This window comes from Acinetobacter lwoffii, assembly GCF_019048525.1.
Lineage (GTDB): Bacteria > Pseudomonadota > Gammaproteobacteria > Pseudomonadales > Moraxellaceae > Acinetobacter > Acinetobacter lwoffii_K.
Genome location: NZ_CP077369.1, coordinates 1,270,175 through 1,294,463 on the forward strand (window position 1 = coordinate 1,270,175; position 24,289 = coordinate 1,294,463).

The 24,289-nt window shown below is 44.5% G+C and carries 23 protein-coding genes and 3 pseudogenes; 5 read left to right on the forward strand and 21 right to left on the reverse strand.

The window, feature by feature from the left end; translation table 11 throughout:
* Positions 1-131 precede the first annotated feature (131 nt).
* A pseudogene (locus I6L24_RS05930) lies at positions 132-623 on the reverse strand (lipocalin family protein).
* Between the two features lie 399 nt (positions 624-1,022).
* Here I6L24_RS05930 and I6L24_RS05935 point away from each other — a divergent pair.
* A complete protein-coding gene (locus tag I6L24_RS05935; RefSeq protein WP_005107935.1) occupies positions 1,023-1,538 on the forward strand; it encodes a hypothetical protein in 516 nt (171 codons plus the stop codon).
* Positions 1,539-1,556: 18 nt separating this feature from the next.
* On the opposite strand, the gene I6L24_RS05940 is transcribed toward I6L24_RS05935, so the two are convergent.
* From I6L24_RS05940 to lgt, 3 genes are all read right to left on the reverse strand, one after another.
* Complete coding sequence (locus I6L24_RS05940; RefSeq protein ID WP_005250661.1) at positions 1,557-1,943, reverse strand: hypothetical protein; 387 nt, start codon at positions 1,941-1,943, stop codon at positions 1,557-1,559.
* A complete protein-coding gene (locus I6L24_RS05945; protein ID WP_005250664.1) occupies positions 1,936-2,328 on the reverse strand; it encodes a hypothetical protein in 393 nt (130 codons plus the stop codon). The genes I6L24_RS05940 and I6L24_RS05945 overlap by 8 nt, the downstream gene beginning before the upstream one ends.
* Positions 2,329-2,420: 92 nt before the next feature.
* Positions 2,421-3,230, reverse strand: coding sequence for a prolipoprotein diacylglyceryl transferase (gene lgt, locus I6L24_RS05950; protein ID WP_005250665.1), 810 nt, complete (start codon positions 3,228-3,230; stop codon positions 2,421-2,423).
* Between the two features lie 93 nt (positions 3,231-3,323).
* Here lgt and I6L24_RS05955 point away from each other — a divergent pair.
* Positions 3,324-3,860: pseudogene (locus tag I6L24_RS05955) on the forward strand (NRDE family protein); the annotation flags it as partial.
* A 32-nt stretch (positions 3,861-3,892) separates the two neighbouring features.
* Here the strand turns inward: I6L24_RS05955 and tnpC (I6L24_RS05960) are convergent.
* The 3 genes from tnpC (I6L24_RS05960) to tnpA (I6L24_RS05970) all read right to left on the reverse strand — a co-directional run bounded on the left by tnpC (I6L24_RS05960) (position 3,893) and on the right by tnpA (I6L24_RS05970) (position 6,308).
* Complete coding sequence (tnpC, locus tag I6L24_RS05960; RefSeq protein ID WP_216986525.1) at positions 3,893-5,518, reverse strand: IS66 family transposase; 1,626 nt, start codon at positions 5,516-5,518, stop codon at positions 3,893-3,895.
* A 74-nt stretch (positions 5,519-5,592) separates the two neighbouring features.
* The gene (tnpB, locus tag I6L24_RS05965) at positions 5,593-5,928 is read right to left on the reverse strand and encodes an IS66 family insertion sequence element accessory protein TnpB (protein WP_004646131.1); all 336 of its coding nucleotides are present in this window, start codon (positions 5,926-5,928) and stop codon (positions 5,593-5,595) included.
* Entirely contained in the window at positions 5,925-6,308 is a 384-nt protein-coding gene (tnpA, locus tag I6L24_RS05970; RefSeq protein ID WP_004646130.1) for an IS66-like element accessory protein TnpA, read from the reverse strand. Before tnpA (I6L24_RS05970) ends, tnpB (I6L24_RS05965) begins: the two co-directional genes overlap by 4 nt.
* 86 nt (positions 6,309-6,394) lie before the next feature.
* Between tnpA (I6L24_RS05970) and I6L24_RS05975 the strand changes: the two are divergent.
* Positions 6,395-6,643, forward strand: a pseudogene (locus tag I6L24_RS05975) (NRDE family protein); the annotation flags it as partial.
* 56 nt (positions 6,644-6,699) lie between these two features.
* On the opposite strand, the gene I6L24_RS05980 reads toward I6L24_RS05975, so the two are convergent.
* The 4 genes from I6L24_RS05980 to tatA all read right to left on the reverse strand — a co-directional run bounded on the left by I6L24_RS05980 (position 6,700) and on the right by tatA (position 10,573).
* Positions 6,700-8,952: a PhoX family protein gene (locus tag I6L24_RS05980; protein WP_153566604.1), complete on the reverse strand. Its 2,253-nt coding sequence runs from the start codon at positions 8,950-8,952 to the stop codon at positions 6,700-6,702.
* Between the two features lie 197 nt (positions 8,953-9,149).
* Entirely contained in the window at positions 9,150-9,926 is a 777-nt protein-coding gene (gene tatC / locus I6L24_RS05985) for a twin-arginine translocase subunit TatC (RefSeq protein WP_005107926.1), read from the reverse strand.
* A complete protein-coding gene (gene tatB, locus I6L24_RS05990; RefSeq protein ID WP_005245947.1) occupies positions 9,923-10,345 on the reverse strand; it encodes a Sec-independent protein translocase protein TatB in 423 nt (140 codons plus the stop codon). The genes tatC and tatB overlap by 4 nt, the downstream gene beginning before the upstream one ends.
* A 9-nt stretch (positions 10,346-10,354) precedes the next feature.
* Positions 10,355-10,573 (reverse strand): Sec-independent protein translocase subunit TatA, encoded by a 219-nt coding sequence (tatA, locus tag I6L24_RS05995; RefSeq protein ID WP_005245949.1) that lies wholly within the window; start codon positions 10,571-10,573, stop codon positions 10,355-10,357.
* A gap of 185 nt (positions 10,574-10,758) precedes the next feature.
* On the opposite strand from tatA, the gene I6L24_RS06000 reads away from it, so the two are divergent.
* Together I6L24_RS06000 and I6L24_RS06005 are read left to right on the forward strand one after the other, a co-directional pair.
* The gene (locus tag I6L24_RS06000; RefSeq protein WP_005250672.1) at positions 10,759-11,640 is read left to right on the forward strand and encodes an AEC family transporter; all 882 of its coding nucleotides are present in this window, start codon (positions 10,759-10,761) and stop codon (positions 11,638-11,640) included.
* A 211-nt stretch (positions 11,641-11,851) separates the two neighbouring features.
* Positions 11,852-13,084, forward strand: coding sequence for a transposase (locus tag I6L24_RS06005; protein WP_004730312.1), 1,233 nt, complete (start codon positions 11,852-11,854; stop codon positions 13,082-13,084).
* Between the two features lie 49 nt (positions 13,085-13,133).
* Here the strand turns inward: I6L24_RS06005 and rdgB are convergent, their stop codons facing one another.
* The 10 genes from rdgB to tnpA (I6L24_RS06055) all read right to left on the reverse strand — a co-directional run bounded on the left by rdgB (position 13,134) and on the right by tnpA (I6L24_RS06055) (position 24,254).
* Positions 13,134-13,760, reverse strand: coding sequence for an RdgB/HAM1 family non-canonical purine NTP pyrophosphatase (gene rdgB, locus I6L24_RS06010; RefSeq protein WP_005250674.1), 627 nt, complete (start codon positions 13,758-13,760; stop codon positions 13,134-13,136).
* 102 nt (positions 13,761-13,862) lie between these two features.
* The gene (locus I6L24_RS06015; RefSeq protein ID WP_004647420.1) at positions 13,863-14,453 is read right to left on the reverse strand and encodes a tetratricopeptide repeat protein; all 591 of its coding nucleotides are present in this window, start codon (positions 14,451-14,453) and stop codon (positions 13,863-13,865) included.
* On the reverse strand, positions 14,450-15,043 hold the full coding sequence (gene metW, locus I6L24_RS06020; RefSeq protein WP_004278415.1) for a methionine biosynthesis protein MetW: 594 nt from the start codon (positions 15,041-15,043) through the stop codon (positions 14,450-14,452). Before metW ends, I6L24_RS06015 begins: the two co-directional genes overlap by 4 nt.
* Positions 15,043-16,203, reverse strand: coding sequence for a homoserine O-succinyltransferase MetX (metX, locus tag I6L24_RS06025; protein WP_180087113.1), 1,161 nt, complete (start codon positions 16,201-16,203; stop codon positions 15,043-15,045). The genes metW and metX overlap by 1 nt, the downstream gene beginning before the upstream one ends.
* Before the next feature lie 112 nt (positions 16,204-16,315).
* Complete coding sequence (leuA, locus tag I6L24_RS06030) at positions 16,316-18,013, reverse strand: 2-isopropylmalate synthase (protein WP_004278413.1); 1,698 nt, start codon at positions 18,011-18,013, stop codon at positions 16,316-16,318.
* Positions 18,014-18,440: 427 nt separating this feature from the next.
* Positions 18,441-19,124 (reverse strand): Fe2+-dependent dioxygenase, encoded by a 684-nt coding sequence (locus tag I6L24_RS06035; protein ID WP_216986526.1) that lies wholly within the window; start codon positions 19,122-19,124, stop codon positions 18,441-18,443.
* Between the two features lie 71 nt (positions 19,125-19,195).
* On the reverse strand, positions 19,196-21,574 hold the full coding sequence (locus I6L24_RS06040; protein ID WP_216986527.1) for a TonB-dependent receptor: 2,379 nt from the start codon (positions 21,572-21,574) through the stop codon (positions 19,196-19,198).
* A gap of 264 nt (positions 21,575-21,838) precedes the next feature.
* Complete coding sequence (gene tnpC, locus I6L24_RS06045; protein ID WP_216986525.1) at positions 21,839-23,464, reverse strand: IS66 family transposase; 1,626 nt, start codon at positions 23,462-23,464, stop codon at positions 21,839-21,841.
* Between the two features lie 74 nt (positions 23,465-23,538).
* Positions 23,539-23,874 carry an IS66 family insertion sequence element accessory protein TnpB gene (tnpB, locus tag I6L24_RS06050; protein ID WP_004646131.1) on the reverse strand — a complete coding sequence of 112 codons (336 nt, stop codon included), beginning with the start codon at positions 23,872-23,874 and terminating at the stop codon, positions 23,539-23,541.
* Positions 23,871-24,254, reverse strand: a complete 384-nt coding sequence (tnpA, locus tag I6L24_RS06055; RefSeq protein WP_004646130.1) for an IS66-like element accessory protein TnpA — start codon at positions 24,252-24,254, stop codon at positions 23,871-23,873. The genes tnpB (I6L24_RS06050) and tnpA (I6L24_RS06055) overlap by 4 nt, the downstream gene beginning before the upstream one ends.
* Between the last annotated feature and the right edge of the window lie 35 nt (positions 24,255-24,289).

The window sequence follows — 24,289 nt, forward strand, 5'->3', positions numbered from 1 at the left end:
ATTATTTTGTAATCAATTTTCTGTCGAAAGGGACAATTTAAATTGCGCACATCATAGCATTTTTTGATGAGCTTTCATCGTCCAAATTGAGAATAAAAAAGACCTCCTGATGGAGGTCTTTTGATTGCAATTTAAGCGGTTTTGTGGCCAGTATGCGCTGTATGAATCAGATTAGACAGATCATAACCCAAGGATTCTGCATAACTTAAATATTCGCGTTGAGTGGTTTCATCCAGACTGGTACCACGATGCAATCACCATAAATATTCTTTATTCGGCTCGCCTACAAGCGCCGTCTGATAATCGGGATCGATTTTTAATACCCAGTAATCGCCCTTGGTAAACGGAATCCAACGCAGGCCTTCAGGTAAAAAGCTGACTTCAAGCTTGGCATGTTCTGCATCGACAATGGTTGCTTCAGCAATAGCTTCCTCCAGTTTGCCATCACCATCCAGACAGCGATTCTGAACCCGAACCTTACCATTTTCATTCAAGCTATAGACAGCAGAAATATCGGTGCTGTCTTCAGGTTGGTGCTTCATCGGCAAGCGTGCAATTTCATACCAGGTCCCTAAATATTGTTCTAAATTAAAATTTGAAACGGTGCTTAAAGTCTGACTCATTTTTCTTCTCCATTTAGTTCAACATTAAAAATGCCTCATCAGTGTAATACAGGGTCTAAAGCTCAAAATGATGTAATCATGTAGTGAAATGCTGTCTGAAAATGGCCGAGCTACAGACTAAATCCACACGTTTGAGTAGAAAAAAGTAACGGCTCATTTTCTCTATTTCAGGCTGAAAACGCTTTGCAAGGCGTCGGAGTTAGCTTTGCTTTACATTTTTTTTTGCAAAGATAATGGGTTTTGTAACTGTATTAGAAAGAACGGCTTAATTTGAATGCCGCAAAAATAGACAAATTTATTTACATTTTTAATGTGAAAGATAACATTTAAACGACTAGTATTCTCGGCTTGTTAACAATATGAAAGCCTAAATTACAGGCGAGGAGCGGTTGGTAAGGCATGATCTATGATCATCAAGTAAACATGAGCGAAGTATATGCTCCTGTCCAAGCGAATATCATGGTGCGTTCCCAATCGGAGCAAAGACCTAAAAAGTCATCCCAAAAAGCCACTGTCCGTAACGCTTCAGGCGTAAGCAATGGCCATCGTATCAATATCGAGAAATTTACCAGTTATCTGCAAGGCATTACCCGAAATACCAGTACACAGAAATGTGCGCGCAGTATTCGTGTCGGTCTGCAATCTTCTGGAGCGAAAATTGTGAATCATCCGGTCGCAGCAGCAGATTGGGGAAGTACCCTGATGCAGCTGGGTTATAAGAAAATTAATGCTTCTTTTGATCGGCCGAAAAAAGGCGATATCTATATTATTGACCGTACTCAGGGACATAAATATGGACATATCGCGGCTTATTCAGGTAGTGCCTGGGTATCGGATTTTAAACAGCGAGATCATGCGGTTTATCGCAATAAAAACGTGACTTATAGTTACTATCGTCTGGAAACTTACTTCTAAGAAAACACTGCGAAGTGATCAGTCCTCAAAACGCTTCGCACGGCTTTCATAGATTGAAACGATAAATAATCCAATCGCGGCAAAGCCAAGACATTGCAGACCCAAGGCAAATTTGCCCCATTGCTGGTGCTGTTCTGGTAAATAGCCAAACAGGGTAATTAAGGCAATGATGGGAATGACCCGGCTCAAGGCGCTAAAGCCATTTGCATAGGGATTGGATTTTGAGATTTTCAGGCGGAAATGGTGCAGTAAATGCACGACAATTCCAATCGCTAAACTCACCCCCACAAATACCGGATCTAACTGGGCCACAGTCGATGCCGCATAAATAAAAATACAGGTCGCGATGACAACGATGAGTTTGATTTGACGGCTACAGCGTTCCGAATACCAAAATTCAAGCATGGGGTGAACCCGAATCTGATTTGTTCTGATTGAGCAGGGACAGTGGAGAAAACAGACAAATTGCCAGTGCCATAAAGGCAATGCCTTGTGCACCCGGAATCAGGATTTCGCCCTGTTGCATATTCATAAAAACTAAAGCAATCAATAAGGCAATTGGAATCCAGGTCAGTAATCTATACAGCAAACCGGTCGGATTTTTGCTGGCAAAGTGGATTTTGCAGTAACGACAGATCAGAAAAATGATGCCGGTACCGACAAACATCAAAATAGAATCTAAGGGCAGTGGTTCCATCCAGTACAAGCCTGCAGCTGTCGCTGCAATCACAATAAAGATCAATAGTTTTTTGAGAACAGATACCTGCGGATTAAACCAGAACTCAAGCATAATGATGAAAGAATAGAAGAGATAATCGGCACTTTAGCATATTTTGAGTATAAAAAAGCGAGGCCTTTGCCTCGCTAAATTACGCGATTTTCTCAGCTATTTTTTTGTGGACCCCAGTCATATATTTTCTTCTGATAGGCATACCACATCATCCACAAGCCAATCAGGATCATTGGTAGGCTCAGGAATTGTCCTTTGCTCATCCAGCCAATAAACAGTTGGCCATTGTCCGGCTCACGGAAGAATTCAACCACAAAACGTGCCAAGCCATAACCGATCAGGAACAGCGCAGAAACTGCCATACGTGGACGTGGCTTCGAGCTGAACCACCACAGTATAATAAACAGGATCAGGCCTTCACATAGTGCCTGATAGAGTTGAGATGGATGACGAACCAGTTGCAGCGGATCGGTCGGAAAGATCATGCCCCAGGCAAAGTTTGGGTCGGTGACCTGACGGCCATACAGTTCGCCACCAATAAAGTTACCAATTCGGCCAAACATCAAGCCTGTCGGTACGCAAGGTGCGATAAAATCCAGAGTCTGGAACCAGGTCATCTTATATTTCTTGCACCACCACAACATGGCCAGAATGACCCCGAGGAAACCGCCATGGAAACTCATACCGCCGGTCCAGATCTGGAACAGCCATAAAGGATCGGCCAGGAACTGAGAAAAACCGTAGAAGAAGACATAACCGACACGGCCACCGATGATCACACCGAGTGCACCGAAGAAAATCAGGTCAGACACCATATCCGGTGTCCAGCCACGTTGTTTGGCGCGAAACGTCGCCAATCCCCAGGCAAATAAAAATGCCAGTAAGTACATCAGTCCATACCAGTGGACTTGTAAGGGCCCGAGCGAAATCGCGACGGGATCAATATTGGGATAGGTGAGCATTCCTGTTCCTTGTGATTCTGTTTTGCACAGATTTTAGCTTAAAGCAAAGAAAAATGTTGTACATTCAATGTGTAAAGATCGAGAGCGTAAATTATGTGTATCGTGGCATTGGCTTGGCGGGTTCTGGATCAGAGCTCATTATGTCTGATTTCAAATCGGGATGAGTTCTATCAGCGTCCTACGCAGGAGCTGCATGAATGGGAGAATAGTCCGATAATTGCCGGACAGGATCTACAGTCGGGCGGCACCTGGATGGGGATTACGGCTTCCAGTCGCTGGGCGGTGATTACCAATTTTCGTGATGGGCAGGACAAAGGGCATTATCCGACTTCACGTGGACATATCATCCAGAACTTTTTAGATTCTGACTTAACGCCGATTCGTTTTGCTCAAGATCTGGAACAACGCCAGTGTGACTATGCCGGCTTTAACCTGTTTATCGGCGATCAAGATCAGGCGGTGTATATGAGCAATCGCGGTGAAGCACCACAAGTACTGGCCCATGGCGTCTATGTGGTTTCGAATGGCCTGATGAGCGAAGACTGGTACAAGACCCGACATTTACGTAAACGCTTTACCCAGGAATTTTTACCGATGCTGCAACAACTGGAGATCGCAGAAGCAGATTTGTGGTAAGCGTCCGCTGAATCCCATACCAATTTTTAATTCGATTTAGGTTTCCAGCAGTGTGGCAGTAACTCTTCAATCTGGGTCACTTTATGTGTCGGCAGCCTTTTCAGCACATCACTTAAATAGGCATACGGATCCAAGCCATTCAGCTTTGCTGACTGGATTAACGTCATGATGTTTGCCGCTCGCTGACCACTGCGCAGCGAACCTGCAAACAGCCAGTTCTTGCGCCCCAACGCCCAGGGACGCATCTGATTCTCGACCCAATTATTGCAAATAGGTAGATTGCCATCATCCAGATAGCGGCTTAAAGCTGGCCAACGCTTCAGAGTGTAATTGATGGCCTTGGCGGTGGGAGAACTCGATGGCACTGTCAGATGATGTTGGTTGAGCCATTCATATAGTTGTTGCATCACTGGTTGACTATGCTGTTGTCGGTATTCGCGGCGGTCTTCCGCTGTACCATCGGTCTTTTTCCTGAGTTCTGCTTCTATCGCATACAGTTTCTGAATCAGCACTAATGCCTGTTCAGCGACCTGACTTTTCCCAGTTACATGCAGTTCATGGAATTTACGACGTGCATGGGCCATGCAGCCCACCTCAATGACCTGGCCTGATTTAAAGCGTGCTTTATAACCACTGTAATCATCACAGACTAGATAACCCTGCCAGCCTTTCAAGAACTCTGCAGCATGCTGGCCTGAACGACTATCCTGAAAGTCATAGATCACCGCCTGAACTGGATTGTACTGTGTAGTGGCATAGGCCCAGACATAACCTTTCTTCGGTTTTTTATCATTCTCACCCATCCGCATGATGGTGACCGGTGTTTCATCTGCATGCAGCACCTGCTGTTGTAGTACCACCTCTTTTAAGGCATTGGCCAGAGGTTCCAGTTCTACACCGCAGCGACCTATCCAGTCAGATAAAGTTGATCTAGAAAGTTCGATTCCCGCCCGCTGATAGATCAGACGTTGACGGTACAGCGGCAAATGATCGGCATATTTCGATACCAAAACATGGCTGAGCAGTTCAGGTGAAGCAATACCTTTATCAATCACATAGGCGGGCATCGCTTGCTGAGTCAGAGTGTCACACTGATCACAGACCCATTTACCACGCACATGCTGTTCCTTATAGAACTGTGCCGGTCTGAAATGCAGTTTTTCACTGACATCTTCGCCGATACGACGGAGTTGGCAGCCACAAGCACATTGGGTTGATGCAGGTTCATGCTCAATACGGATGGTGTGTAGATGATCTGGCAGTGGTCGACGTTTAGGTTTATTGGTTTTGGCTTTGTGTGTCACTGCATCGGTTTTATCTGCATTTAGCCGTTCCAGTTCTAGATCAACCGCGGCAATATCTTCTTCAACCGCTTCATCCCACAGGTGGATTTGTTTTGCAGTGAGATGTTCGTTTTTACTGCCGAATTTGTGCTGTTTAAATAGTGCGAGTTCATGCTCGTATTTTTGATTGAGAATAGAAAGATGTTGAACTTTAGAATCTAATTGCTGATTGGTGACTTCAAGATGTTGAACTCTGGCATCTAATTGCTGGTTTGATTGTGCTAGAGACTGATGCTGCAGCGCCAACTGTCTGGTGAATTCCAGCAGTTGTTCATGGGTCAGTTGGCTTAAGTCAGGCAGCGTATTCATGACCGCAGTATGCCTGAGGTCATGAGAAGAATGAAATAGAACGTTTGGAGAATAGCAGAATGGAACAGTCTGGTTTAAAGCATCGTCACCACCTGCTGTCGTCCAATGCGCTGCCAGGGCAAACCCTGGATCAGTGCCTGTAACTGTTCCGGGCTGAGGGCTACGGTTTCACCTTGGTGAACTTGAGCCCAGTGAAATTTGCCCTGTTCCAGCCGCCGGGCACACAGCCAGATGCCCAGTCCATCATGTACCAGTACTTTCATACGATGGCCACGTTTATTACAGAACAGGTAAGCACAATGCGGTTTGATTGAACCAAAGGATTTCATAATCTGCGCCATGGCCGTATCCATACCCGCACGCATGTCCATGGGCTGGGTAGACAACCAGATTTCATCGATACGGATCATGTTGCAAGTGCCTTGAGTAATTCTGCTAAAGCAGATATTTCTGATACTTGCCATTTCAAGCCAATTTCTGCTTTTGAGTGGGGTAAAGTAATTTGAACCTTTAACATGTCAGTAGGAGTAGGATCTAATGGTGCAGAGCAAGATAAGGCAATAAATGCAGGTTTATTCGGTAGTGGTGAGCGATCATTCCCTGGCTTAGCATCAATTAAGCGAATCCATTTGGATACAAGATTTGTATTCAATCCATGTTGCAAAGCGACTGAAGCAATTGAAACGTCTGGTGCTTTACAAGCCTGAACGATCTGCTGTTTAAATTCAGCACTGTATGTTCTTCGTTTTTTCGCAAGAGATGCGATGGATGTCTGGTGATTTGTAGTCATAAATTTTAGTCCCCACTTGTTTCTAAGTGGGGACTAAATTAAGGCTTATAGGATGAATTCAGAAGGTGTGTTCAGCGGACGCTTACGATTTGTGTCATGCAGTCTGGGATATTCTGGAAGACGAACGCAAGGTGATTCCTGAACTTCTGCCAGACACCGGCATCTCGGTTGAAATGGAACAGCTGCTGTCTTCGACTTTTATCCAGAGTCCGGCCTATGGCACCCGATGCTCCAATTTTTTGAGAATGCAGCAGGGACGATGGCACTGGATCGAGAAGTCACAACAAGGTGCGACCGCAGGTCAAACTATTGAGAAAATAATTAGCCTGAAATAATCACCGGATATAAAAAATGCCGACTTGACGTCGGCATTTTTGAATAACAGCTTTTTTTATACGCTCGCTTGTTCCAAAGCCTCACCCGCAATGGCGCCACCATCTTTACGGGTAATGACCACAGTTGCAGAGCGAGGTACTTTGCCTAAACGGCTATAACGCTCGCTTTGGTTGGCTGGCCATGCACCCCCTGGATGCTGAACGTTGACAAAGATCGCTTTATAGTCCGGGGTAATAGTCACGCCGGTAATTTCACAACCCGATGGACCAGTCAAAAAGCGACGAACACGATCATTGCTGAGTTTGGCACCAACAAAGGTTTCCTGTCCTTCTGCTTTGGTGCTGGCTGCAAGCGCTTTAGCACCATCACCTACAGTACCCGGAAGTGCTGCCAGCATCATACAGTTGGTTTCATCGGTATACTGACCATCATCGGTCTGAATCCACAGAATTCCGCGCGGATCGAACCACATGCCATCTGGGCTGGAGAAGTCATTTAAATCATCCAGACCTGACAAGTTGATGTTAGAGGCAGCACGTGCTTCTGCACCGAACAGGAAAATATCCCAAGCAAAACTTGTTGCTGTAACTGTGTTTTTAGCTTCACTGAAACGAATGATATGACCATTCATGTTTCCTGAGTTGCTAGCTGACGAGCCTTTAAAGTCGATGTAGCTACGTGGGTTGGCTGCATCGGTTGGGTAAGCACGTCCACGGTTACCGTTGTTGGTAAGCGTTACATAGACTTCACCATTTTCGGGATTCACTGCAACCCATTCTGGACGGTCCATTTTGGTCGCACCTACATGGTCAGCAGCAAGACGGGCATTGATGACGATGTCATCTTGGCCTGCAAACGGATAGATTTCATTGGCAGCAGTTAAACCATTTTTGCCATGAGTCAGTTCTAGCCATTCACCTGTACCGTCATCATTGAATTTAGCGACATATAATGTCCCTTTATCCATGTATTTATCACCAGCGGTATAACCACCATTAATGTCTTTTGGATCCCAGACGGCTTCAGAAACAAATTTATAGATATATTCGCCGGTCGCGTCATCACCCATATAGAACGCTAATGGCTGACCCGGAATAGGGTTGCTACAGCGGCAGTCTTCGTGTGCAAAACGACCCAGTGCAGTACGTTTAACTGGACGTGTAGTCGCGCTAAATGGATCAATCTCTACAATGAAGCCACAGGTATTCATGACATTACGATAATCTGCTAAAGCATTTGCGCCTTTAACTGAAATATCCCAACGATCATAAAGTCCTTTATCACCGGTTAATTCAGCAACAGGAGTATTCCAGCGGTATTGAGACGAACGGGCATCAGTACCACCACGACCATAACGAGATAATGAAATTTCTTCTTTTGCAATAGCGCGGGTGTCGTTGGCTTGACGAGCGAAATAACCACTCCAGTTTTCTTCAGCCGTTAAGTAAGTTCCCCATGGCGTATAACCATTACCACAGTTGGCAAAGGTACCGCGAGTCAATGTTCCATCTGGTGAGAAAATAGTTTTGACGAGGTCAGAACCACGCGCTGGTCCATTAATTTCCATCTCGGTTGCTGCAGTGATACGACGGTTAAAATTAGAATTTAAGTTGATTTTAACGTCTTGTGTATTTGCATCTTTGCTGATCTCAATAACAGAAACACCATGCGCATTCACTTCACGGAGTACCTGATCTTCTGGACGTACGCCATCGATAGTAATTGTACCTTCTGGTGTATGGAGCTGAGATTGTTGTAGATATTCGTGGTTTAAAACAAGTAAACCTTGTGTTGATTCTTTCGCAGCATAATTTTTGTTGGTTGGATGCATACCGAAGAAGCTCATACCATCATGGTTATCGCCTGAACGGAACTGGTAAGAGGCACCAGAAGCTAAGGTCGTATCGGTCTTTTCTGGATAAGCAGGGTTGATTGGATCGCCTACTGCATACAATACTTTAAGCTCATAACCTTCAGGAACACTGAAGAAGTTTTGGGTATTCTTGCGAACCGGCTCAAAGGCTAATTTATTCGGACGTGCTTTTAGGTCACTCCAGGCATGTTGATCTGGGCTAGTAGTGTCTGGCGGTGTAGTTGGATTACTGTCAGGAGTACCAGAATCATTATCATCATCTGAACAACCACTTACTGTTGCTGCAAATGCTAATGCCATTGCCCCACTTGTAGTTTTCGCAATAAAGCTACGACGACTAGTATATTGGTCCAGAATCGTTTGGAAGTGCGTGTTATTTGAGTTGTTACTGTCTTCAACCAGATCCTGGCAAGGTATCATATCTTCGTTTTTCATTTTAAAGTCCCAATTAAAAAATAAGTGCTTGGTGATGTAGAAGTTTTCAATACCTTAAGCCTGGGATGTGACAGTAATCTTAAGAAAATGTTGCATTAAAGTTAAATAAATCAGTATTTTATTGAAATTTAGAAAATAAAAAGACAGCCAGAGCTGCCTGAGTAAATCGATATTTTTTTTGTTTTGGCTGGTTATTATTATTCGGTCTTTAAACGACGTTTTTCAATCAGTTTCCCTGCCAGCAAACCCAGTTCAAACAGCAGCCACATCGGGACAGCCAGCATGATCATTGACAGGGCATCCGGGGGCGTCACAAACATTGCTACAAAGAAGCAACCCACAATAATAAAGCGCCGTTTCTCTACCAGAGTCTGGGTCGAAACTGCGCCAATCAAGATCAGAACCAGGGTAATAATGGGAATCTCAAAAGTAAAACCAAAGACCAGAAACAGCTTTAAACAGAAGCTAAGATAACTGTTGATGTCGGTCATCGGGGCTACAGTTTCAGGCGAAACACTGATAAAAAAATGCAGAATCGAGGGCAATGCCACAAAGTAGGCAAAGCTGATGCCGGTATAAAAAAGTACGATACTGCCGATCAGAAGCGGCAAGGCCAGGCTCTTTTCCTTGGCATACAGCGCAGGCTTAATAAAGGTCCAGAGCTGATACAGGATGAACGGCATCGCGATCATCAGCGCGACAAAGAAGTTCAGCTTAAAAGGTGCCATGAAGGTTGCAGTGACATCCGTGGCAATCATGGTTGAACTGGCAGGTAGCTGTGCACGCAACGGTTCAGACAACCATTGATAAGTCTGATTAGCAAAGGGTAATAAGCAGAAAAACAGGCCAATCAGGACAGCAACCACTTTAAACAGATGCTTTCTTAAGATGATCAAATGCTGGGTAATCGGCATCTGTTCGAGGTTCAGTGCTGCAGCATCATTGGAGGCTGGTGTGGTCGGCAAGGATGTCATACGGCCACCTTCATTTCTGTATAGCGTTGTTCGGAAATCACGGTTTGAATTGCTGTAGGCTTGGGTAAATACACGGGTGATACAGGCTGTATCACCGGCTGATAGCTGAGCAAGGGCTGGACAGCTTGCGATTTTATTTTTACTTCATCGCTTACAATCGGCTGCTGCAAATTAGCCACTTGTGCCTGCATCTTGGCCTCCAGTTCCTGAATCCGCTGCATTTCAGCCTGCATCTGTTCACGTAGCTCAGACAGGCGCAATTCACGATCAAGATCATTCTGAACATTGCTCACCATACGCTTGATCTTGCCGTACCATGTTCCGACAAAACGTACTGCTTCCGGAAGCTTATCTGGCCCAAGAACCAAAAGCGAAATAATCCCGAAAATCAGCAGCTCGGTCATTCCAATATTGAGCATAGCGAACTCTTAACTTTTAACCGAATGTTCAGGAGTTTTGACCTGAGCATCAATGGTGCGTGGCTCTGCAAGCTGAGCTTGTTCTGCCTCTTCATCTTTGACTGATTTTTTAAAGTCTTTAATCGCGCCGCCGACGTCTTTACCCAGATTTTTAAGTTTCGATGTGCCGAACAATAAAATCACTACAATTGCAAAAATCAGCACATGCCAAATTGATAATCCTGCCATTATTTTATCCTCTATATTTCATGCACCTATCTCAGCAGGCTTGTATGACAGCGCGGTGACGCTTTGATGACAGTTTGCTGAAACAGTAGCAGGGTATGAATCACTCAGATCAAAAATTCTATCATTTGAGAAAAACTAAGCTGTGCTAGCATACAGCTTGATATGGAAATCTCAGCAGCATTGTCATGGCCTTAATTCTTCCCCTCCTGTCTTTTCTGATCGGTTATTGGGGGGTGCAATATTTAAAACCAGTTCGACCTCTCTTGGCGTCTTTATTGGCCCGAGTACTGATTCCAGTACTGATTATCTACAACATGGTGTTTTACCAAGAGGGCAGTTTGTGGCTGATTGCCTTCAGCTTTTTCTGTTCCTGTCTGTTCTTTGCCCTATTTTATTTCACCTTGAAAAATAAACTGCGTGCTTTATGTTTGAGCTATTTAAACGGGGCATGGCTGGGGATTCCTTTTGCCCTGGCAGTCTTTGGCCCGCAAGCAACCAGTACCGTAGTTGCCCTGTACATCGGTGGTTCCTTGTTTGGCAATATCTGTGCGGTGATGGCAGTCAGTGAAGCCAGACAAGATAGTGGCTATATTTTAAAGAATGTACTGCTCTCACCACCTGTGGTGGCACTGTCGGTGGCAGCGCTATTATCATTTTGGGATTTGAGCCACTGGCAGCAAGTACCCGGGATAGAGATGCTGTATCAGGCCAATAAAGTGTTGGTGACTTTTAGCGGCATGTGTGTGCTGGGAATGTGGCTGAGCAACGTGCGGATCAGCCGCTTCGATTTAATGCGTAGTCTGCAACTGATTTTTTATAGAGGGCTGTTTGCGGTTTTGCTGTGTATTGCCGCTTATTATTATTTACCTATTCCGCAGCAGATGCTGACTTATGCGGTAATGCTGATGTTCTTTTTATTGCCGCCTGCAGCCAATATTGTGGCACTGGAAACCCATTATCAGGGAACGGGCCATTCCGCCAAATATATTGCCTCGGGAACTTTGGCCAGTGCGATCTTGATTGCCCTATATGGGGCAGTCGTGCATGTATTGATGCCTACACTATAGATTCCTTCTCTTTTTAGGAGATGAGAAACGCTGTTTCGCAAGGGGAGAGGTGTATTTTAAAAATCCCTCACCCCAGCCCTCTCCCAAAGGGCATAGGTATCTACACAATTCCTGAACTTTGCGTTAAATTGAAGAGCATGCTCTTCAATTTAACATCTCTGGCCTGGATCAGCGTCTTGTCAAGCGCTATAACAGCCTTGTAAAGCTCAATATGAACCCTCTTGCTTCACTTGCTCCGGCAATCAAAGACCTGGCTTCTGCCCAAAAGTCGAGTTTCGCAACCACACAAGCGGTCTGGCGATTCCTGAATAATGACAAAATCTCTTTTAGTCAGTTAAACCAGCCAATTGAACATCTTGCATGTGAACAGATCAAGGCATCACCGCATCAATATGCATTGATTGTTCATGACTGGTCTCAGCTACAGTATGTGAAACACCATCATAAAATTCAGCGCCTGCAAAGAACCCATCAATATGATTCAGGCTATGAATTGCAAAGCAGTCTGCTGGTTGATGCAGCCTCGGGACTACCTATTGCGCCACTGGCGCAGACACTATCAGATGCCTCAGGCTGCTATTCCACATTCAGTCAACACTCTGCTGGGCGCAAATCTCATCTAGATTCACTTACCGAACAAATCAAAGTGATTGAACAATATCCCATTGAGAAAACATGTGTTCATATCATTGATCGTGAAGGTGACTCCATTGCCCACCTAAGGGAAATGAGCAGCCAGGGTTTTAAATGGCTGATTCGGGCGAAAGAAGGCCATCGAATTGAGCATCAGGGCAAAACATGCAAAGTTGCAGAAGCCGCAGAACGAGTAGAAACGCAGCAGGTCCAGCCGATTGCCTATAAAGGAAACCGGCATATGTTGCATGTGGGAGAAACTGCTATCCGGATAACACGTGCAGCAAAACCGAAGAGAAATGACGATTCAGGCCAACGGGTTGCTCCCCAGCCAGGGAGTGCGATTGAAGCCAGATTAATTGTTGCCGTAGTGAAAGATGATCAGGATAAGACCGTCGCAAGATGGTCACTAATCAGCAATGTTCCATCAGAGATTACTACGGTAGAGATGACGACCTGGTATTACTGGCGCTGGACAATTGAATGCTATTTCAAGCTGCTCAAGCAGGCAGGTCATGATATTGAAGCATGGCTTCAGACCAGACCTGAAGCCATTTTAAGGCGGTTACTGATTAGCTGTATGGCTTGTGTTTTAACTTGGCGAATCCAGCGTTCTGAAGATGAACACCATCAGAAAATTCGTGTATTTCTCACCCGTCTTTCAGGTCGGCAGCAGAAAAGAGGTAGGTTGGAAAGTGCACCTGCCTTATTGGCAGGGCTTTCGATTTTACTGAACACTCTTCAACTGCTCTCGGAATATTCAATAGATGAACTCAATGAGATAGCCACAATGGCATTAGGTATCTCATAGATGTGTAGATACCTATGCCCAAAGGGAGAGGGGTAATGAGAGGCGGAACTTACTTCGCCAAACTCGCCTTAAAAAACTGCATCGCTTGTCCACGATGACTGATTTTATTCTTTTCTTCCTTGCTCATTTCTGCACTGGAAATTCCGAGTTCCGGTAACCAGAACAACGGGTCATAGCCAAAACCATTTTCACCACGCACAGCTTCCAGAATTTCCCCGTGCCAGATACCCTGAAAGACTTGTGGTAAGGGATCTTCGGCATGTTGGACCAGTGCCAGTACACAAACAAACATACCCTCGATCGCTTCACCTTCTTGGCGTAAGGGTTTGAGATTGGCCAGCAGTTTTTCATTATTGGCGGCATCGTTGCCATGTTCCCCAGCATAACGAGCCGAGTAAATGCCGGGAGCGCCTCCAAGAACCGGCACACAAATTCCTGAATCATCCGCAATAGCAGGTTTTCCGGAAATTTTAGCAGCATGTCGAGCCTTAATAATGGCATTTTCTACAAAGCTTAAGCCATCTTCGATCGCATCTTCGATATTCAGCTTGCCTTGAGCCACGACTTCAACCGGCAGTTGTAACTCGGCAAACAGTTTTTCAAACTCGGCAATTTTACCTTTGTTATTACTCGCCAATACCAGTGTGCCTTGGGATAACCAGTCAGTTGCAGCCATGTTAAAACTCATTATTAGATCAAGAATGGCGCTATTTTAGCAATGGATGAAGAATTTGCGGCAATAAAAAAGCACCCGAAGGTGCTATTTATACCATTTAGCTTATTGTGCCTGAATCCAACGGTCTGCGCGATCACGTGCCTGACGGATCTGTTCCTGGGTCAAATTCGCCGCCAATGCAGTTTTTCTGCCTTCAGACAGTGTAATCACTTTATTGTCGAGCATGCCATCACGGGTAGAAAGTTCATACCACTGGTAAGCGCCCATATAGTTTTTCTTTTTCTCTTCCATCATTGCCAGGTTAAAGCTGGCACGGTTATCGCCACGGCTGGCCGCTTTTTCAAAATACTGACGCGCCAGCGCTTCATCTTTTCTGGTACCAATGCCATCGGCTAGCATACGGCCGACATTTAGCTGAGCAACTGCCAGACCTTGATCGGCTGCTGCTTTATACCAAGCAAAGGCCTGACGTTCATCTTTCTGGATGTCTTTACCATACTGGTATTTGGTGGCCAGATAAAACTGTGCACCCGCCTGACCGGCTTTCGCCGCTTTGGTCAGACTATTGATATCCATAATGGAATACTGAGCCGCTTGACTGGCAACAGAAGGACTCGGTGCAACATAATCTGCATGGGCTTGCATGCCAAAAAGTCCAGCCAGTAGCGTCGTACTTAATAATAATTTTTTCATAGCGCGCTCACTCGATAAATTGCGACTTCACCAAATAGATTAGGGAGATGCTTGCTCAGCAAACTATCTTCTTGATTCCCGTTCACAGCGAGTCGATTAATAATTTTGATGTTATTTTCCGCACAAAGTGCTTCAAAATCACGAAATGTACATAAGTGGATATTCGGGGTGTTATACCACATATACGGCAAGGCTTCAGAAACCGGCATTCTCCCTTTGATTGCCAAGAAAGAACGGGTCTTCCAGTGGGCAAAGTTTGGGAAGGTAATAATAGCCTGTTTCCCCACACGCACCATATCACGTAATAATACGTCAGGCGCATCTACAGCTTGCAAAGCTTGTGCCATGACCACGTTGTCAAAAGACTGGTCAGCAAAGCGGCTTAAGCCGAGGTTTAAGTCTTGCTGGATGATATTTAACCCGCGACTGACTGCAATTGCAATCTTTTCCTGATCAATTTCTAATCCGTATGCACGAATATCGTGCTTTTTACTCATTTGTGCCAGCAGTTCACCATCGCCACAACCGAGATCAAGTACGCTAGAACCGGGCTTAATCCACTTTTCAGCGAGTTGTTGATCGATACGCATTATACGGCCTCCTTTGGTGTTGCTTTCAGGTGTTCTTCACCTCCCAGGAATGCACGCAAAGATTTTACATAGAGCGGAATCGGGAACAGGAAAGAGTCATGACCCTGTTCGGCATCAATATCCAGATAGCTGACAGGTTTATGGTTGCTAATTAAGGCGTCCACGATTTCTTGCGAGCGGGCAGGAGTAAAACGCCAGTCAGTGGTGAATGACACCACCAGGAACTTGCACTGGGTATTGGCCATGGCTTTTTTGAGCGACTGTTCATATTCACGCGACGGATCAAAGTAATCCAGTGCCTTGGTCATGATCAGATAGGTATTGGCATCGAAGTTACGGCTGAACTGTTCACCCTGATAACGCAAATAGCTTTCGACCTGAAATTCAACATCGAAACCATACATAAATTTGCCTGATTTCAAATCGCGGCCAAACTTCTGCTTCATGGCTTCTTCGGACAGGTAGGTAATATGGCCGACCATACGTGCCAGAATCAGGCCACGTTTAGGATAGCTGTCATTTTCCAGATAACGGCCATTATGGAAATCTGGGTCTGACAAAATCGACTGACGTGCCACTTCGTTAAAGGCAATATTTTGTGCTGAAAGCTTTGGCGCGCTGGCAATAATCACGCATTTTCTTAAACGGTTTGGATAATCCACTGACCATTGCAATGCCTGCATGCCACCCAGTGAACCGCCAATGATGGCATCCCAGGTATCAATTCCTAAACGATCAGAGAGCAGGGCTTGGGTTTTGACCCAATCGCGGACCGTAACCAATGGAAAATCGGGGCCATAAGGACGGTTGTCATTTTCAGGGTTTGGCGAGATCGGGCCGGTAGAGCCGCTACAGCCACCAATATTATTCAGTGAAACCACAAAGAATTTTGACGTATCAATAGCTTTGCCGGGACCAATACATGAATCCCACCAGCCGGCTTTTTTATCATCTTCATGATGATAGCCAGCAGCATGGTGATGACCGGAAAGGGCATGACAAATCAGAATGGCATTGGACTTATCGGCATTGAGTTCGCCATAAGTTTCAACCATCAGTTCAAAACGTGGGAGGATGCGACCGCATTCAAGCTCTAACGGCTCTTCAAATTGGAACTTTTGTGGGACAACAATGCCCACTGAGTCAGCTGGAAAAGACACGGGGAGGATTCGCCTTAAATCTTTAGTATGAATAATAAAAGGATACCATTTGCCGGTATCCTTCTAAAGTCATTTTAGTGCTATGAATTATTGCTAATTCTAATACAGCCGTTTAGACCGCAGCAGCAATCACCTGATCAGTGCTTAAAACACCCTGATCAATCAGACGGTTGGTCGAGGCAATAATTGCTTCGATGGAAGAGGTCACGATGTTGTCATGTACCCCGGCACCAAAGGCAGATTTACCAGTACCTTTCACTTGAAGTTCGATCAAAGCCAAGGCTTTGGCATGAGCACCTGAACTGATGCTGCGCTCTTCATAGTTCACCACGTCAATCGGCAACTGAAGTGCATCCAAAATCGCAGAAATTGGACCATTGCCTTCACCACGAACACGACGTGACTGGCCATCAATTTCAAGATCAAGCTCAATCACCTGATTGCCATTGTCATCTGACAATTTGTAGTTTTTCGCAGAATAGTGAACGTTTTTAGCATCCACATAGGTTTCCTTGAACAACTTCCAGATTTCGGTCGCGCTGATTTCAGTGCCTTGCTCATCGGTACGTTTTTGTACGATCTGAGAGAATTCAATCTGTAAACGACGCGGCAAGATCACGTTGTAGTTCGATTCTAACAAGTAAGCAATACCGCCTTTACCTGATTGTGAGTTAACACGGATCACGGCGTCATAATCACGGCCTAAATCTTTCGGGTCGATTGGCAAGTACGGCATATCCCAGATTTCTTCGTTTTTCTGGAACTCGAAACCTTTTTTGATGGCATCCTGATGCGAACCCGAGAATGCAGTAAACACCAAATCACCGGCATAAGGATGACGCGGGTGCACAGGTAAACCAGTACATTCTTCCACAGTCGCAATGATTTCATTGATGTTGGAGAAATCCAAGTTTGGTGCTACACCTTGGGTATACATGTTCAAGGCAATCGCAGCCACGTCGACGTTACCGGTACGCTCACCATTTCCGAAGACACAGCCTTCAACCCGGTCAGCACCAGCCATAATTGCCAATTCAGAAGCGGCAATGCCACAGCCACGGTCGTTGTGGCAGTGAACTGAAATGATCACGCCATCACGACGCTGAATGTTACGGTGCATCCATTCGATTTGATCGGCATAGATGTGTGGACCTGAAACTTCTACCGTTGCAGGCAAGTTCAAGATCACTTTATTCTCTGGAGATGCTTCCCAGATTTCAGTGACGGCATCGCAGACATCTTTCGCGACTTCTAATTCGGTTGCAGTAAAACACTCCGGGCTGTACTGAAATACGAATTCAGTTTCCGGCTGTTTTGCGGCATATTCTTTTACTTTCTGTGCAGCATTAATGGCTAACTGTTTTGCACCTTCAACATCAACATTCAAGACTTTGTTGCGGAATGTCGGCGAGTTAGAATTATAGATATGTACAATGGCACGTTTCGCACCTTGTAAAGATTCAAAGGTACGTTGAATCAAATGATCACGTGCCTGAACCAAGACCTCGATATAAACGTCATCCGGAATATGACCTTCTTCAATCAATTTACGGGTAAAGTCAAAGTCAATTTGTGATGCTGACGGGAAGCCGATTTCAATATGCTTGAAACCGATTTTCACCAACATCTGGAACATCTTGAATTTCTGCTCCATGTTCATTGGCTCAAAGATCGCTTGGTTACCGTCACGCAGGTCGGTACTCATCCAGATTGGCGCTTTGTTGATTTCATTGTTCGGCCATTGACGGTCTGGTAAATCCACACGTTGATACATGCGACGGTATTTTTTACTTGGATCAGCCAACATCATGAGAGAGCTCCTTATGCTAACTTGGGTACCGTAATCTTGGTTAAAGCGGTGCGTGGGTCAGCGGTATAGATTTTGTCTATTCATTGGGTTTTAGTGACAGTCTGGTTCAAACCTGAAATATGGTCTAAATATTGGTGGTTTAGCTTCACCAAATGTACTAAATGCCTTACTTATAATTTAAAGTTTAATCCACTTATCCCGAAAAGTTTTTGCTATTTTTATGGATTTTAGTCGTATGGTAATAAAGATTTTCTTATAAAGTTTAAGTCGTGAAAAATATTTTCACTTATTTTAAATATCGTATTTTATATTTTCTCAATTTGGACATAATGCGTTATTTATTACGTTCAATAGTGCCATAAGGCAGTATATTTTAATAAAAAATAAATCCAATGATTTTCAAAGATCATTGACGTCAGGGCATCTTTTAAAGTTCAGCCCATTTACGCATTAAATTATGATACAGATTGGTCAGTTTCATCACTTCTGCATGCTGATCGCCCAGCTGCATTCTCAGGTTTTGAATACTCTGATCCAGATTAAACAGCATATGCCGCTCTGCATCATCCCGGATCATGCTTTGTACCCAAAAAAATGAAGCAATTCGACAACCGGAAGTGATTGGCGTGACTTCATGCAGGCTGGTCGACGGATACAGAATCATATCGCCGGCAGGCAATTTTACTTCGTGATAACCATAAGTGTCTTCGACCACCAGTTCACCACCGACATATTCTTCAGGTTCACTCAAGAAAACCGTACAGGATAAATCCGTTCTAAGGCGTTCATTGCTGCCACGGATACGACGAATCGAATTGTCGACATGAAAGCCGAAAGATTCATTATTTTCATAGCGGTTAAACAGGGGAGGAATAATATCCAGAGGAATTGCAGCTGATAAAAATAAAGCATGCTGTCCCAGAGATTCAAGAATGATTGTGCTTAAATGCTGGGTCAGGGGATGATCTTCAGGTAATTGCTGATTCTGTTTCACGGTGGCAGAGAGTGTACCCGCGGTAACTTTGCCATTGACCCACTCAATCTTATTCATCTCCTCACGGAAATATTGCACCTGTTCTTTGCTCAGTACATTTGGAATATGATGCAGCACGAGAAACCCCTGAATAATCGTATTTTAAAAATAACATAGCCCCCATCAGGAGGCTATGCGGTTGCATTGAATTAATATTTAAAGTTGACTGCTAACACTGCACTACGGCCTTCTGCTTCGGTCGCATAATGAGATGAATAGGCTTTTGTGAAATAGCGTTCATCAGACAGGTTATTAAGGTTTAATTGCAAATCAACGTTTTTATTCACGTTATAACGTGCCATGGCATCATAGCGAACATAGCCTGGTACAAACTTGGTATTAGTAGCATTACCATAGACTTTATCCATTGCGACGGCACCAGCACCTAGGGTTAAAGCAGGAGTTACTGCATAAGTAGTCCAAAGGGTTGCACTGTTTTTCGCGACGTTTTGAACCTGATTACCATTACTTCTATTGGAAATGTAGATTGGAGCTGCTGTAGTGCCAATATTTTCATAACCACCATCAACTAACTCACTGTCTAAATAAGTATAACCTGCAGAAACTGCCCATTTATCTGTGATGTTCCCATTTACACCAAGCTCAATACCATCGACACGAGTTTCACCAATATTACTTGTGGTGCCATCATCTCCGGTCGCACGAGTATTGGTTTTTTCGGTACGGAAAATAGCTGCAGTCAAGTTGAGCTTATCATTCAAGACATCCCATTTGGTTCCTAGTTCCATAGTGCGGACTTCTTCAGGTTTAAGATTATTGATTGCAGCTGTAATCCCTTCAGAACCATCGCCACCATCTACACCGACTGGATTAGACGAAGTCGCATAACTTGCATAGATGCTGCCATTTTCAACCGGTTTAAAAGTAAGACCAGCTTGATAGTTGATAAAATCTTTATCATTTTTAATCGTCACTTGATCGCCAGCACTTGCTGTAATCGGTGTATTGTTTGCACCAGTAACCGCATTATTTCGTGCACCATAAGTCATGGTTTGCTCAGTTGAGTAGTCATCCCAACGAACGCCCAAATCTAAAAGCCACTGAGGGGTGAATTCAATACTATCTAGGAAATAAACAGACTTGGATTTGCTTTGAATATTGTACTGGTCGGCACCATTGGTACTTAATGTACCTGTCCATGGCCCACGGTTTGGGTTTTGTACCGAAGTACACCAGCCTGAAGTAATATCACCAGCGTTACAGGCATTGTGTACATTACCTGTAGCGTTAACACCATCGATAATGTATTGGGTACGGTCAGTTTCTTGGTCTGAATATTCGGCACCTAGATTAAAACTATGTTTAAGCATACCGGTATTAAATTTACCGGTTAAAGCAAGTTGGTCGGTAAAAGCATCAGTATTTGCCACACGTGAGTTGGCACGCGCCCAGACATTTCCTGTTAATTCACTTGTAAAACCTGCTTTGTTGTAAAAGTTACCCTGAGAGTCATCTGGATTGGTCCACAGGTAATCATTCTTAGAGTTGCCATACACAGCAGTATTGCTAATGGTTAGATTATCAGTTAAATCATGTTCTAATTTGATGGTTCCGATCTGATTTTCCTGTTTCTGGAAGTCACGATCTTTCCAGCCGTAATATTGACCTTGTTTAACGTCAATTGGCTTGCCGTTGCCATTTAATGGACGATAGTCTGTTGCTGTTGCTGTTGCTGTTGCTGTTGCTGTTGCAGTTCTTGGAGCACCAAATGGGTTGTTATAGGGAATACCTGAATCTGGTGTGTCATCGGTTTTTAAGTAGTAATAACTTAAAGTCGCGCGAGTAGAGGTGTCTAGACCAAAGCTAATACTCGGTGCAATCCCGGCACGTTTATATTCTGCACCGTCTTTCTGGCCTGCTTTTTCGTTTTGATGTCCCATGACGGCAACACGTGCAGCAATGCCGTTACCAAAATCTTTGTTGCCATCTAAAGTAATACGTTGGTAATTGTCAGTGCCGCCAGCGACCGAGCCTTCTAGAAAATCGCCTGCTTTAGCGACTTTAGAAATCATATTAATGCTACCGCCAGTGGTGCCTGCACCGCCCATGGCAGAAGCAGAACCTTTGGTCACTTCAACTTGTTCTACCGCAAACATTTCACGGTTTTGTGAAGTGGCATTACGAACGCCGTCTACATACATCGAGCTTTCAGAGTTATAACCGCGAATAAATGGACGGTCACCATTCGGATTACCACCTTCACCTGCACCCAAGGTAATCCCCGGAACTGTACGCAGTGCATCAGCTAAAGTCGTCACTTGTGTATCGGCAATCAGCTGTTTTGAAATCACTGAAACTGACTTGGGGGTGTCGAGTAAAGGCGCAACAAATTTGCTATTCGCAGATTGATCTACTTTTAAGCTGGGTGCTTGTTCAGCTTTGACTTCTTGATGAATAGTCTCTAACTGGATCACCTGTTCTTCTGCCATCGCAGATGCAGCTACCATTGATAAAGATGAAACAATTGCAGAGGAAACGATTTTTTTACGTGTTTTAATGAAGGTCATGTTAAACCTAATAAATGAATGCTAAAAATGTATGCGAATAATAATGATTCTTGTTTTTATTTCTATCTTTTTATCATGGGAATTCATGATCTTTAAGAAAATATTAAATGAGTTTTTAAATGTAATGATATAACAATATCTACTTAAGTTTTTGATTTTAATAAATATTGAAAAATTAATCTGATTATTAAATTTTTATTGAGAATAATGATGTCTATAAAGGGACATAAATTAGTAAGCGTCCGCTGAATCCCATACCAATTTTTAATTCGATTTAGGTTTCCAGCAGTGTGGCAGTAACTCTTCAATCTGGGTCACTTTATGTGTCGGCAGCCTTTTCAGCACATCACTTAAATAGGCATACGGATCCAAGCCATTCAGCTTTGCTGACTGGATTAACGTCATGATGTTTGCCGCTCGCTGACCACTGCGCAGCGAACCTGCAAACAGCCAGTTCTTGCGCCCCAACGCCCAGGGACGCATCTGATTCTCGACCCAATTATTGCAAATAGGTAGATTGCCATCATCCAGATAGCGGCTTAAAGCTGGCCAACGCTTCAGAGTGTAATTGATGGCCTTGGCGGTGGGAGAACTCGATGGCACTGTCAGATGATGTTGGTTGAGCCATTCATATAGTTGTTGCATCACTGGTTGACTATGCTGTTGTCGGTATTCGCGGCGGTCTTCCGCTGTACCATCGGTCTTTTTCCTGAGTTCTGCTTCTATCGCATACAGTTTCTGAATCAGCACTAATGCCTGTTCAGCGACCTGACTTTTCCCAGTTACATGCAGTTCATGGAATTTACGACGTGCATGGGCCATGCAGCCCACCTCAATGACCTGGCCTGATTTAAAGCGTGCTTTATAACCACTGTAATCATCACAGACTAGATAACCCTGCCAGCCTTTCAAGAACTCTGCAGCATGCTGGCCTGAACGACTATCCTGAAAGTCATAGATCACCGCCTGAACTGGATTGTACTGTGTAGTGGCATAGGCCCAGACATAACCTTTCTTCGGTTTTTTATCATTCTCACCCATCCGCATGATGGTGACCGGTGTTTCATCTGCATGCAGCACCTGCTGTTGTAGTACCACCTCTTTTAAGGCATTGGCCAGAGGTTCCAGTTCTACACCGCAGCGACCTATCCAGTCAGATAAAGTTGATCTAGAAAGTTCGATTCCCGCCCGCTGATAGATCAGACGTTGACGGTACAGCGGCAAATGATCGGCATATTTCGATACCAAAACATGGCTGAGCAGTTCAGGTGAAGCAATACCTTTATCAATCACATAGGCGGGCATCGCTTGCTGAGTCAGAGTGTCACACTGATCACAGACCCATTTACCACGCACATGCTGTTCCTTATAGAACTGTGCCGGTCTGAAATGCAGTTTTTCACTGACATCTTCGCCGATACGACGGAGTTGGCAGCCACAAGCACATTGGGTTGATGCAGGTTCATGCTCAATACGGATGGTGTGTAGATGATCTGGCAGTGGTCGACGTTTAGGTTTATTGGTTTTGGCTTTGTGTGTCACTGCATCGGTTTTATCTGCATTTAGCCGTTCCAGTTCTAGATCAACCGCGGCAATATCTTCTTCAACCGCTTCATCCCACAGGTGGATTTGTTTTGCAGTGAGATGTTCGTTTTTACTGCCGAATTTGTGCTGTTTAAATAGTGCGAGTTCATGCTCGTATTTTTGATTGAGAATAGAAAGATGTTGAACTTTAGAATCTAATTGCTGATTGGTGACTTCAAGATGTTGAACTCTGGCATCTAATTGCTGGTTTGATTGTGCTAGAGACTGATGCTGCAGCGCCAACTGTCTGGTGAATTCCAGCAGTTGTTCATGGGTCAGTTGGCTTAAGTCAGGCAGCGTATTCATGACCGCAGTATGCCTGAGGTCATGAGAAGAATGAAATAGAACGTTTGGAGAATAGCAGAATGGAACAGTCTGGTTTAAAGCATCGTCACCACCTGCTGTCGTCCAATGCGCTGCCAGGGCAAACCCTGGATCAGTGCCTGTAACTGTTCCGGGCTGAGGGCTACGGTTTCACCTTGGTGAACTTGAGCCCAGTGAAATTTGCCCTGTTCCAGCCGCCGGGCACACAGCCAGATGCCCAGTCCATCATGTACCAGTACTTTCATACGATGGCCACGTTTATTACAGAACAGGTAAGCACAATGCGGTTTGATTGAACCAAAGGATTTCATAATCTGCGCCATGGCCGTATCCATACCCGCACGCATGTCCATGGGCTGGGTAGACAACCAGATTTCATCGATACGGATCATGTTGCAAGTGCCTTGAGTAATTCTGCTAAAGCAGATATTTCTGATACTTGCCATTTCAAGCCAATTTCTGCTTTTGAGTGGGGTAAAGTAATTTGAACCTTTAACATGTCAGTAGGAGTAGGATCTAATGGTGCAGAGCAAGATAAGGCAATAAATGCAGGTTTATTCGGTAGTGGTGAGCGATCATTCCCTGGCTTAGCATCAATTAAGCGAATCCATTTGGATACAAGATTTGTATTCAATCCATGTTGCAAAGCGACTGAAGCAATTGAAACGTCTGGTGCTTTACAAGCCTGAACGATCTGCTGTTTAAATTCAGCACTGTATGTTCTTCGTTTTTTCGCAAGAGATGCGATGGATGTCTGGTGATTTGTAGTCATAAATTTTAGTCCCCACTTGTTTCTAAGTGGGGACT

What these genes read in the sequence shown, in the direction of transcription:
- leuA (WP_004278413.1), bottom strand. Translation starts at nt 18,013, where the DNA reads ATGATGTTGGCTGATCCAAGTAAAAAATACCGTCGCATGTATCAACGT.
- I6L24_RS06015 (WP_004647420.1), bottom strand. Translation starts at nt 14,453, where the DNA reads ATGAAAAAATTATTATTAAGTACGACGCTACTGGCTGGACTTTTTGGC.
- I6L24_RS06000 (WP_005250672.1), top strand. Translation starts at nt 10,759, where the DNA reads ATGGCCTTAATTCTTCCCCTCCTGTCTTTTCTGATCGGTTATTGGGGG.
- I6L24_RS06005 (WP_004730312.1), top strand. Translation starts at nt 11,852, where the DNA reads ATGAACCCTCTTGCTTCACTTGCTCCGGCAATCAAAGACCTGGCTTCT.
- tnpA (WP_004646130.1), bottom strand. Translation starts at nt 24,254, where the DNA reads ATGACTACAAATCACCAGACATCCATCGCATCTCTTGCGAAAAAACGA.
- tatB (WP_005245947.1), bottom strand. Translation starts at nt 10,345, where the DNA reads ATGCTCAATATTGGAATGACCGAGCTGCTGATTTTCGGGATTATTTCG.
- tnpB (WP_004646131.1), bottom strand. Translation starts at nt 23,874, where the DNA reads ATGATCCGTATCGATGAAATCTGGTTGTCTACCCAGCCCATGGACATG.
- I6L24_RS06040 (WP_216986527.1), bottom strand. Translation starts at nt 21,574, where the DNA reads ATGACCTTCATTAAAACACGTAAAAAAATCGTTTCCTCTGCAATTGTT.
- rdgB (WP_005250674.1), bottom strand. Translation starts at nt 13,760, where the DNA reads ATGGCTGCAACTGACTGGTTATCCCAAGGCACACTGGTATTGGCGAGT.
- tnpC (WP_216986525.1), bottom strand. Translation starts at nt 5,518, where the DNA reads ATGAATACGCTGCCTGACTTAAGCCAACTGACCCATGAACAACTGCTG.
- metW (WP_004278415.1), bottom strand. Translation starts at nt 15,043, where the DNA reads ATGCGTATCGATCAACAACTCGCTGAAAAGTGGATTAAGCCCGGTTCT.
- tnpB (WP_004646131.1), bottom strand. Translation starts at nt 5,928, where the DNA reads ATGATCCGTATCGATGAAATCTGGTTGTCTACCCAGCCCATGGACATG.
- I6L24_RS05935 (WP_005107935.1), top strand. Translation starts at nt 1,023, where the DNA reads ATGATCTATGATCATCAAGTAAACATGAGCGAAGTATATGCTCCTGTC.
- I6L24_RS05940 (WP_005250661.1), bottom strand. Translation starts at nt 1,943, where the DNA reads ATGCTTGAATTTTGGTATTCGGAACGCTGTAGCCGTCAAATCAAACTC.
- lgt (WP_005250665.1), bottom strand. Translation starts at nt 3,230, where the DNA reads ATGCTCACCTATCCCAATATTGATCCCGTCGCGATTTCGCTCGGGCCC.
- tatC (WP_005107926.1), bottom strand. Translation starts at nt 9,926, where the DNA reads ATGACATCCTTGCCGACCACACCAGCCTCCAATGATGCTGCAGCACTG.
- I6L24_RS05980 (WP_153566604.1), bottom strand. Translation starts at nt 8,952, where the DNA reads ATGAAAAACGAAGATATGATACCTTGCCAGGATCTGGTTGAAGACAGT.
- tnpC (WP_216986525.1), bottom strand. Translation starts at nt 23,464, where the DNA reads ATGAATACGCTGCCTGACTTAAGCCAACTGACCCATGAACAACTGCTG.
- tatA (WP_005245949.1), bottom strand. Translation starts at nt 10,573, where the DNA reads ATGGCAGGATTATCAATTTGGCATGTGCTGATTTTTGCAATTGTAGTG.
- I6L24_RS05945 (WP_005250664.1), bottom strand. Translation starts at nt 2,328, where the DNA reads ATGCTTGAGTTCTGGTTTAATCCGCAGGTATCTGTTCTCAAAAAACTA.
- tnpA (WP_004646130.1), bottom strand. Translation starts at nt 6,308, where the DNA reads ATGACTACAAATCACCAGACATCCATCGCATCTCTTGCGAAAAAACGA.